The following is a 10,778-nucleotide window of genomic DNA, read 5'->3' on the forward strand; positions in this document are numbered from 1 at the left end:
GCGATAAAACAATTAAGAAACATAATTTGTTTCTTAATTAATTGGAGTATGACAATGAAAAAACAAACACGTGATTTGCCTTGGGCTGTTAATGAAATTAATGAACTACTGTTGCCAGCGCCATTGCGCTTAGAAATGGGGCTTGAGCGAGATGAAAAAGGGTGTTTAACAGTAGCAGTTCGAACGGATTTGCATGGTTGTAAAGGAAAAATGTTAGCGTGGTGGTTTACTTTTTTTGAAACCTCACAGCATATTCGCTGGTGGCATCCTCATGACCATGTCGCTCATCATGGTTGGGATGATAAATGGATCAAAGGAAAAAACTATATTGGTGCATCGATTAGTGCTGTTGAGTCTTTAGGGGATATTCCTCCAGTCAATGCGCAACTTAAATTTCATGATGCCAACGATTTTTTTGATCATTCTAAACTTACTCAAGCCTATAATTCAGGCGCGCTTTCTGCTGCAATTTGCGCCACGATTGGATTTGGTGAGCATATAAAAATAGATGATAACGGTGATCCAACTGACGGAAAAATGGTGCATTTAACCCGAGATACGCAATGGGGATGTGTATTAAGAAGTCGTTTTTACTTAGGAAATTCACTGGCTGATCCGCTAACAGAGTTATCTGATGAGATTGGATTTGGTTTATTACAGCACTGTTATAATGAATTTACTTATCTTTCTCGTTTCCTACCTTCACTTTATTATGGGGAGCATGCTAATGGGGAGAAAGGATCCTTGCCTTGGTAATACTCGTCATACTTCAAGGTGTAGCGTTGTTGTGATTACGTTCATTCGCACTAGTCACATACTATTGTATGCTCCTAGCGACTCATTCACTTGTCGCCTAGCTACACCTCGAATTATTTAGAGTATTTATGAGGATAGAAAGAGCTAAAAGAATAAAAAGATAAAAGAGTGAAGGGAGTGAAGGGGTGAGGGGGTAAAAATTAACGGCGGGTAGATCGGTGAATTGGCTGTTCTACCCGTGATTTTATCTGGATTACTCGGCTTCGCCACCTAGGACTTCGGTGACTCGTTCAATTAAAGCACTGAGTTCACCAGTCATTAAAACGAAATCGGCATCAAAACGTTGGGCAAAATCTGCTTTATCAATATCATCATTTTGTTCACGTAAAGTTTCACTAAACTTGATCCGTTTTATTGAGCCATCATCACAAAGCATAAATTGCAGGCGCTCTTCCCAATCGATAGAAAGCTTAGTGACAAATTTGCCCGCTTCAATATGTGTCGCAATTTCATCAGAAACCAGTTCTTGTTTTTTACAGCGAATAACGCCGCCTTCTTCTAATACCGCTTTTAATTCCGCTTCATCCATTAATGAGAACCCTGCTGGTAGTTCACCAGAGCGTACCCATTCTGTCATTTTCAGCTCAACAGATTCGTTAAAATTAAGTGGAACAACAGGCAAAGAACCAAGGGTTTTACGTAACAGCGCTAAATTGTCTTCGGCGCGTTTTGAACTACCTGAATCGATGATGATGAGTTGTTTTTCTAAATCTAGCCATAAAAAGGTTTGACTAAACTTACTAAAAGCACGAGGAAGTAGGGTATGAACCACTTCATCTTTTAATGTGGCTTTTTCCATTTTTTTCAGTTTACGACCTTGCTCACCCTCAAGTTTTTCTACTTTTTCTTGTACCGCTTGTTTTATGACGGTTGCGGGTAAAATTTTGTCTTCTTTTCGAGCGCACAGCATCACTTGTTTGCCTGCAACATGAATAAAAGCATCACCTCGGTCACCCATAGGTGAAACCCAGCCTGTCCTTGTCATATCTTGGCTACTGCAAGGAGTGAATGCCAATGAAGCAAGCTGTTGTTCTAACTCATCCATTGACAGTGCTATCTCTTTATTTAAGCGATAGACCAAAATATTTTTAAACCACAGCATCTGATATTCCCCTTAATCATAATTAACTCCGATATGATACTGAATGTTTGGAGTATCTAAAAGGTAATATCCCTGAAAAGAAAATACTCAGTGGGTTATTTAATAAAAACGCCAAGAAAAGCTGAAACGAATAATTAGTGAAACCAATTCATGAAAATGATAGGCATTCTCAATTGTTTTAATTTACTTAAGAATATTAATAATGAAATTACTGAATTTTTAGTACAACTTGTTATGTGACCATGATCACGTTCTTTCTTTTTATAGCTATTTTTTATTCATAATATGAAATGATTTTCTGAATTATCCCTGTAGTAATTTACAAAACAAAAATCTTCTTGACGATTGTGTGTGATTGATATCACAAAATTAGGAAAATATAACAGGTGATTTTTCATTGGATTTATAGTGATGGCGATCACAAACTTGAATATTTATTTTCTAAATATAGTGAAAATCGCACAAATGGCCTTTTTATATTACATATGGTTATTGTTTAGATTTTGTAATGTTTCTTTGGTTTTTTTTAATACCTCTACGTATTGATTAGATATTGTAATTGAATCTCGCTATTGTGCTTTCTTTATTAATATTTTTGGTTGTTTATTCTTTTAATGAGCAGTTGTTATTCGTTACCACCAGTGAAATTGTATTTAAATTCGACTTTGTTTTTATTTAAATAAGAAATAAATATAAAAATATAAAATTATTAATTCAGAATAATAATATTTAAACCTTTAGTGTTATTTATTTAGTGGTTAAAATTAATACTTCCTTTTAAATATATTAAAGGAGGAGATAAATTTTTTATTGTCAAAAAAAATAATGCTATAACGGAATGAAATATAAAAGAAAAAGTAAAAATAATAATTTTGAAAAAGTTGATTAAGTTCAAAAAACACGTATCTTTACTCTTTAATGTGATACCTATCACTTAGGTATGTAACCATGAAAATGTATGTTGGTGTAATTGTGGGCTGCATCACGAAAGTTAGGCTTTTTTTTGAGTAACATGCCAGCGAAAACATCAATGATGTAATTCATTTCCAGATAGAAATAAAAGTAATGCCTTTATTTAAATATAGATGAGGACGTTATTTTTACGTCTTAATGGTGATTACGTCTGTGTCCAGAAATTAAAACCCTTAAGAAGTTTTATAGAGTAATAAGTAGAGTAAAAGTAGAGTAATAATTAGTAGTCATAAAAATTATCGATTGTGAGAGCGATTTTCTTTTTCGAAATTCGTGGCAGGGATCTTTTTGTCTGAATTACAGGTTAATTAAATTACGGCGGTATTCTTTTTAACCTTAAAGAAAATCATAAAACTATAGAAAATAGATGGGTATTTTAATCATGAAAAGCTTGAAGCCTTTAGCAGCATTGGTTGGTTTACTGATCCTTTCTGGATCAGCAAACGCAGTAAACGTGTATAACGATAAAGGGACACGTTTCGATGTAAATGGTCAGTTTCGTTTAAAAACACAAGTAACTAGCCAAAATCATGAAATGAAAATGACTGATGATGGTAGCCGTATCGGTTTCTTCGGTTCACATGAACTGACTAACGATATCAAAGTATTTGGTAAATTAGAGTGGGGTTCAGACACTCAAAAAACAAATAGTGATAACCCTAAATCAAACTTTGAAATGTACAACCGTGTTGGTTATGTCGGTTTCTCTCACCGTGATTATGGTCAAATCCAATTTGGTCGTACTTATATTCCTATCGACTGGGTTAAAAAATCAAGCTACGGCTATGGTAACACGGGTGTATTCTACTTTAGTGATGTTCTAGGCCGTTCAGTGGGTTATTCTGGTGGCGAAACTACGGTTAATGGTAAATATGTAAATACTAATGGTGTTGGTAAAAACAACTTCATGACTCGTTTACCACAAACTATTTTCATCGAAACTAACCGTTATGAAGGCTTTAAATTAGCGGGTACTGTGACGGGTAAAACGGGTGAAGATGGACGTCGTGTAGCCGGTGATATCACTCGTGCATATTCATTAGTTGGTTTCTATAAATCAACCTTCGGTTTAGAGTTTGATGCGGGTTACTCAGCAGCTAAAGGTGAAGCAAACGTTACTGGTCCAAATAAAGACAAAGTTCCAGAGAACAGTATTTTAGCATTTGGTGCGGAATACTTCTTCCCAGGTCGTGAATTTTCTATCGGTTTAGACTATGGTCAATCTCGTGGTAAAAATCCAGGTTTAGCACTGTATTCAAACCAAGCTCCACGTGGTTGGAACTCAGTTAAAGGCGATTGGAAAGCTGATCTGTATGGTGTTGGTGTGAAATGGCACTGGGATCGTATCGAAAGTGGCATGTATGCGGGTTACTACCTGCGTGATGGTGATGCGAACACTTTCAACTACAAAAAAGAAACCTATACTGTGGGTGTAGATAAACGTTTTGCGGTATCTAAATACAACAACTTACGTTTATTTGCTGAAATGGCATACGACGATGCTCGTAGCGAAAACCCGAAATATGAAGATAAAAAACAATATATCTTCGAAACCGGTATGCGTCTGTACTTCTAGTCCTGCCAAGAATTAAGGTTTGACAGAAGTAATGAAAGGAGAGCGATATCGCTCTCCTGTTAACCAATATATAAGGGGTGTGTAATGGTTAAGAATGTGTTGAAGATTTCAACATTAGCAATGTTTGTTGCATTCAATGTGAATGCTGCAACAGTTGATCTCCGTATTATGGAGACCTCTGATGTTCATAGTAACTTAATCGATTTTGACTACTTCAAAGATAAACCAACTGAACAGTTTGGTTATGTCCGTACTGCTAATTTAATCAAAGCAGCAAAAGCTGAAGTAACCAATGCGGTTTTAGTTGATAACGGTGACTTGATCCAAGGCAGCCCGCTGGCTGACTATCAAGCAGCTAAAGGTATCGAAAAAGGGGAATCCCATCCTGCGCATCAGCTGATGAACACAATGGGTTATACAGTAGGTAACTTTGGTAATCATGAATTTAACTATGGTCTTGATTATCTGAAAAAAGCTATCGCTGGTGCGAAGTTCCCTTACATCAATGCCAACATTCTTGATGCAAAAACAGGCGAAAACTATTTCACACCTTATATCATTGTAGATACACCAGTAAAAGATCGTGATGGCAAAGAACACACTATCAAGATTGGTTATATCGGCTTTGTACCACCACAGATCTTAATCTGGGATAAAGCCAATCTGGATGGTAAGGTCGTTGTTAATGACATTACAGAAACAGCGAGAAAATTCGTTCCTCAAATGAAAAAAGAGGGTGCGGACCTGATTGTGGCTATTCCTCATTCTGGTTTTGCTTCTGAACCGTACAAAGCAATGGCTGAAAACTCAGTGTATTATCTGAGTGAAGTTGAAGGTATTAACGCAATTATGTTTGGTCATGCGCATGGCGTATTCCCAAGCAAAGAGTTTGAAGGTATTAAAGGCGTTGATATTGCTAAAGGTACTGTAAACGGCATTCCAGCTGTTATGCCTGGTCAATGGGGTGATCACTTAGGTGTCGTTGATATGGTTATCAATAACGACAGCGGTAAATGGGTGATGACACAAGCAACAGGTGAAGCTCGTCCAATCTTTGATAAAGCGAACAAAAAAGCATTAGTTGAACGTGATGCACAATTGGCTCAAATCATTGAAAAAGCACACCAAGGTACTCGCGATTTCGTCGGTAAACACATTGGTAAAGCATCTGCTAACATGTATAGCTTCCTTGCATTAGTGCAAAGCGATCCTACAGTACAAATCGTTAACGACGCTCAAGTTGATTACACCAAACACTTTATTCAAGGCGATCCTAACTTAGACGGACTGCCAGTATTAGGCGCAGCGGCACCATTTAAAGCAGGTGGTCGTAAAAACGCACCAGCAGACTTCGTCGAAGTTGAAAAAGGTGACCTGACATTCCGTAATGCTGCCGACCTGTATCTGTATCCAAATACATTAGTTGTTGTTAAAGCGACCGGTGCTGATGTTATTGAGTGGTTAGAATGTTCAGCGGGTATGTGGAACCAAGTTGATGTAAATTCAACTAAACCACAAGAACTGATTAACTGGGATGGTTTCCGTACTTATAACTTCGATACCATCAGTGGTGTGAATTATAAAGTTGACGTAACTCAACCAGCTAAATACGACGTTGATTGCCAAGTCATTAATAAAGATGCAAATCGTATTAAAGACGTCACTTATGAAGGCAAGCCGATTGATCCTAAAGCAACATTCTTAGTTGCGACAAATAACTACCGTGGATACGGCGGTAAATTTGCGGGAACAGGTGAAAGCAACATCGCATTTGCATCTCCGGATGAAAACCGCGCTATTTTAGCTTCTTATATTGCGAAAGAAACTAAAGAGAAAGGCGAAGTTGTCACTAAAGCGGCTAACAACTGGTCTTTCTTACCTATTAAGACTGATAAAGCGCTAGATATTCGTTTTGAAACTTCTCCAAGTGAAAAAGCGGCTGCATTTATTAAAGATTTTGCTCAGTATCCAATGACTTTCGTTGGAAATGACGAAATTGGTTTTGCAATTTACAAAATCGATTTGACTGAAAAAAAATAAGCCGATAAATACCTGCCCATTCGGGCAGGTTTTCCTAACATTTTGAACCAAAAGAGTGGCTTAAATACTCTTTAAGGGGATCTTATGCGCTTTATGAAGTTACTACCCGCGGTATTTGCTTTAATTCTTGCTGGTTGTGTAACGCAAACACCTGAAATAACAGAACCACTAAAACCCCAAGCTAAGTTAGTTGAAGGTGTTTCTTGCGTTTTACCTGATGCACCTACTGCACCTTATGACTACATTGCTGCGAATGATCGTTATGGTCAAAACAGCACTGCATCAACAGATTATTTCAAGCTGGCGATTAACTACTCACCTGCTTTTTGTGACTATAAAAGTAATAATATTAAACGTTTAAATAACGACAATGAAAAAGATCGTGCAAAACGTGAGTTTGATAAATTTGAAATCCAGTGTTTCTCTGATAACAAATTTGGCTGGATTGTTCATGGGCTGTGGGCTGAAACCTGTGATGGTAAATCATGGGATGAATGTCGCGATTGGAAAGATATACGCAAGCATCCTCGTTTATGTAAAGGCGATTTAGCACCATTAGAGTATTCAGCGATCAAACCTTACCTGTGCTCATCTCCGGGTATTGATCTGTTACAAGGCGAGTGGGAAAAACACGGTGTCTGTGCATTTGATACTCCTGATGCATTCTTTGGTCAGCAACAAGCGTTATTTGATGCGTTAGTACTACCAGAAGGCCGTCCTTCGAATAGTGAGTTGATTAAGTTCTTAAAAGAACACAACCCATCATTGAAGGATAAGGAAATCCAAATTAATCGAGATGAATTCTATATCTGTTATAGCAAAGATTTCGAAGTAATTGATTGTCCGAAACGTGAATTTTGATCTTAGGGATAAACTTAAATGAACCATAAATATAAACTCGTTGCACTTGCTGTAAGCTCAGTCTTATTAGCGGGTTGCGCAAAGAATTACGACGAAGCTAATGTTGTTGACGTTCGTGTTATTGCAATGAATGACTTCCACGGTGCGCTTAAAGCGCCAGGTCCAAACAAACCTGGTGGCATTGAGCACATGGCAACATTAATCAAAGAAATGAAGAAAGATAACCCTAACAACATCGTTGTTGCAGCGGGTGATATGGTTGGTGCAAGCCCACTGTTATCTTCTATGTTCCATGATGAGCCTTCAATTGAAGCATTATCATTAGCAGGACTGGAAGCCACTTCGGTTGGTAACCACGAATTTGATAAAGGCATGGGCGAATTACTGCGTAAGCAAAACGGTGGTTGCCACCCAGTAACAGGTTGCCAAGGGCCAACAGAATTTAAAGGTGCTGATTTCCAATATTTAGCGGCTAACGTTACTGTTAATGAAACAGGCAAAACGCTACTTCCTGAATATGTTATCAAAGAATTTAACGGTATCCCTGTTGCGTTCATTGGTGTCACTTTAGAAGGTACTGCGGCTATCGTAACACCAAAAGGTACTGAAGGTTTAAGCTTCCACAACGAAGCAAAAACAATTAACGCCTTAGTTCCCCAGCTAAAAGCACAAGGTGTTCAAGCGATAGGTGTGTTAATCCACGAAGGTGCTGCACAGCGTCGAGATGGTGGCCCAGTTAATATCAACGCATGTAATGGTATTACCGGTAAAGTATTAGGTGTTGTTGAACAATTAGATCCAGCAATTGATTTTGTTGTAACGGGTCATACTCACCAAGCTTACAACTGTACTATCAATGGTAGATCAGTAACATCGGCACAATCAAACGGTGCAATGTTAACGCGTATAGACCTGAAATTAGACAAAACAACAAAAGACGTTGTTGATGTTGAAGCACGTAATATTTGGGTTGATAACCGCAAATATGAAAAAGATCCGGCAATTACCAAACTGTTAGAAGCTTACGAAAAAATCGCTACTCCATTAGCGAACCGCATTATTGGTAAGTTAGAAGGTAACTTAACTAAGCAAACTAACGATGCAGGTGAGTCAGGTTTAGGTCAAGTTATCGCTGATGCACATCTGTATACAGCAAAACCAAAAGAGATGGGTGGTGCACAAATTGGTCTGATGAATGGCGGTGGTATTCGTGCCGACATGACGGGTGGTGACGTTTCTTATAACGCAATCTACACTGTACAGCCATTCTCTAACGTACTGTTAACTCAAACCTTAACCGGTGAACAAATTAAACGTCTGCTAGAGCAACAGTGGGATCGTTCGCGCCCGCAAGTGTTAGCTATTTCAGGCAACTTCCAATATACATGGGACAGCAAAGCACCAGTAGGCAATCGTGTTATTGCTGAATCAATGCGTATTGATGGCAAACCTGTTGATATGAAAGCGAACTACCGTGTGGTTGCTAATGAATACTTAGCAACAGGTGGTAGTAACTTCTCAGTATTAAAAGAAGGTAAAGATCCAGTTTATAGCGTGCCAGACGTTGATGCAGTAGTGAAATACTTTGCAGAACAGTCTCCAATTGCTCAACCAAAAGCAAATAACATCACACGCAAATAAGGTATTTTCATACGCCTTGTGAAAATCGCACCTCTGTTTTTGTAAGAGGTGCGTAACTAAATAAAGAGAGCAAAGTGTTGAACACAAAGGGTCCATCCCTACCTTTGTATTCATTGCGCACTTTGCTCTTTTTTTATGTTTCTATTATGGAACATGTGTATCTTAGCGAGTATTAAGATATGAGAACTAAATTTTCAGTCTTTACAATAAATAGTGTGTAATGTATTGCTGCATTTAGCGACAAAAGTTTTATTTTTATCGTGAGTTATTAATATAAAAATTTATAGAATTAAGTTCTTATAAATTATTAACATAAACAAGGATAGAATTAATTCTATCCAGTTAAAGCACCCGATAGGTATTAGGAGTGTAAACAATAGCTATTTCCGTAAGATTAGATAAAGACTTTGTGTCTGATGCTAAAATGCATGCGGAAGCGAAAAGCAGAAGTGCTCCTAAACAAATTGAACACTGGGCTAAAATCGGGCGTATAGCTGAAGATAACCCTGATCTGCCATATAGCTTTATCGAAGAATTGTTACTGGCACAGGTGGAAGTCGAAAACAAAAAGGTTTCTCGATACGTCCGAACCACCAAAAGAGATTGATGTTTATCAGTCTGCTCGATTTGAAAAGGTAATGAAAAATTTGCCTGGGTAAGATGTGAAAATCATTGAAGATGAAATTGATCAAATAATCGATAATCCATTGATTGGTGAGAGGAAAAAAGACAATCTTGCTTATCTCAGAGTGCACAAATTTAGGCTTAATGAGTTGACTGTACTACTAGGTTATTCATGGGTAGCCAACAAAGTTGAACTGTATCTACTACATATAGAGGCTCATGAAAATTTCTATGACGCCTCAGAAAAAACAGCGAAAGACTAATCTGAAACTGATTAAATCATAAAAGCGTGGTGACCTTATGCCACCACGCTTTTTTTGTGGGTATGTAATAAAAAAACCCACAGTGGCTGTGGGCAAAGGAATGAAAGTAAAGAGGGTAATGCTGTAGGGTAATTTAGTAAGATGTTTTATTTAAATACTTTAAAACGAGCATCATCTTCGATGTAGTTTTTCTCGCCAGCTTCTTGTTCAATAGAACCGAAAACCATTTGAGCTCTTAGTTTCCACGTTTTTGGCAGATCCCAAGTTGCATGAACTTCATCATCAATAATTGGGTTGTAGTGTTGTAATGACGCGCCAATTTTTTCTGCTGCTAATGCAGTCCAAACAGAAAGCTGAGCCATACCACTTGCTTGTTCTGACCATACAGGGAAGTTTTCTGCATACAGTGGGAACTGCTCTTGAAGACCTTTAACAATATCAGTATCTTCAAAATAAAGAATCGAACCAGCCCCTGCTGCAAAGCTGTCAATTTTAGCTTCTGTAGCGCTAAAAGCGTCTGCTGGGATTAACTTTTTCAAGGTGTTTTTAACAATGTTCCACAGTGCGTGATGCTGTTCACCAAACAGAACAACAACGCGAGAAGTTTGTGAGTTAAATGCAGAAGGGCTTTCTTTAACGGCTTCTTTGATAGTTGCAATAACTTTTTCTTCGTCGATAGGAAGCTGATTACCTAAATGATAAATTGTTCTACGTTGTTTCATTAAATCAGTAAATTTGTTAGACATCGTTGTCTCCTTGATAATATTAAGCGCTTAATGCGTATAGCCCGTTGAGCTAATCTATAAACCTACTATAGGTGCTATCTGTGATTTATTGATAGATAAAAAATTTAATCAGTTAGGTCAAAATATTCGACCTAGTT

8 protein-coding genes and 1 pseudogene are annotated in these 10,778 nt (G+C 37.7%); 7 read left to right on the forward strand and 2 right to left on the reverse strand.

All coding sequences use genetic code 11. The features are described 5' to 3' along the window. The first annotated feature begins 54 nt into the window (after positions 1 to 54). The gene (locus M997_RS04860) at positions 55 to 756 is read left to right on the forward strand and encodes a DAPG hydrolase family protein (RefSeq protein ID WP_064718984.1); all 702 of its coding nucleotides are present in this window, start codon (positions 55 to 57) and stop codon (positions 754 to 756) included. Positions 757 to 1,009: 253 nt separating this feature from the next. Here the strand turns inward: M997_RS04860 and rdgC are convergent, their stop codons facing one another. Then, on the reverse strand, positions 1,010 to 1,918 hold the full coding sequence (gene rdgC, locus M997_RS04865) for a recombination-associated protein RdgC (RefSeq protein ID WP_064718985.1): 909 nt from the start codon (positions 1,916 to 1,918) through the stop codon (positions 1,010 to 1,012). A gap of 1,354 nt (positions 1,919 to 3,272) precedes the next feature. Here rdgC and M997_RS04870 point away from each other — a divergent pair. The 6 genes and pseudogenes from M997_RS04870 (at position 3,273) to M997_RS04895 (ending at position 9,917) form a co-directional block, all read left to right on the forward strand. Beyond that, positions 3,273 to 4,466 carry a porin gene (locus tag M997_RS04870; protein ID WP_239994678.1) on the forward strand — a complete coding sequence of 398 codons (1,194 nt, stop codon included), beginning with the start codon at positions 3,273 to 3,275 and terminating at the stop codon, positions 4,464 to 4,466. Between the two features lie 84 nt (positions 4,467 to 4,550). Further along, positions 4,551 to 6,506 carry a bifunctional 2',3'-cyclic-nucleotide 2'-phosphodiesterase/3'-nucleotidase gene (locus M997_RS04875; RefSeq protein ID WP_064718987.1) on the forward strand — a complete coding sequence of 652 codons (1,956 nt, stop codon included), beginning with the start codon at positions 4,551 to 4,553 and terminating at the stop codon, positions 6,504 to 6,506. A gap of 84 nt (positions 6,507 to 6,590) precedes the next feature. Continuing rightward, complete coding sequence (locus tag M997_RS04880) at positions 6,591 to 7,367, forward strand: ribonuclease T2 family protein (RefSeq protein WP_064718988.1); 777 nt, start codon at positions 6,591 to 6,593, stop codon at positions 7,365 to 7,367. Between the two features lie 18 nt (positions 7,368 to 7,385). Then, entirely contained in the window at positions 7,386 to 9,008 is a 1,623-nt protein-coding gene (locus M997_RS04885; RefSeq protein ID WP_064718989.1) for a bifunctional metallophosphatase/5'-nucleotidase, read from the forward strand. A gap of 376 nt (positions 9,009 to 9,384) precedes the next feature. Then, on the forward strand, positions 9,385 to 9,615 hold the full coding sequence (locus tag M997_RS04890) for a ParD-like family protein (protein WP_064718990.1): 231 nt from the start codon (positions 9,385 to 9,387) through the stop codon (positions 9,613 to 9,615). A gap of 31 nt (positions 9,616 to 9,646) precedes the next feature. After that, positions 9,647 to 9,917, forward strand: a pseudogene (locus M997_RS04895) (type II toxin-antitoxin system RelE/ParE family toxin). A 124-nt stretch (positions 9,918 to 10,041) separates the two neighbouring features. On the opposite strand, the gene M997_RS04900 reads toward M997_RS04895, so the two are convergent. After that, entirely contained in the window at positions 10,042 to 10,641 is a 600-nt protein-coding gene (locus M997_RS04900; RefSeq protein WP_064718991.1) for a nitroreductase family protein, read from the reverse strand. Positions 10,642 to 10,778 lie beyond the last annotated feature (137 nt).

The sequence above is a fragment of the Proteus hauseri ATCC 700826 genome (genome assembly GCF_001654965.1).
GTDB lineage: Bacteria > Pseudomonadota > Gammaproteobacteria > Enterobacterales > Enterobacteriaceae > Proteus > Proteus hauseri.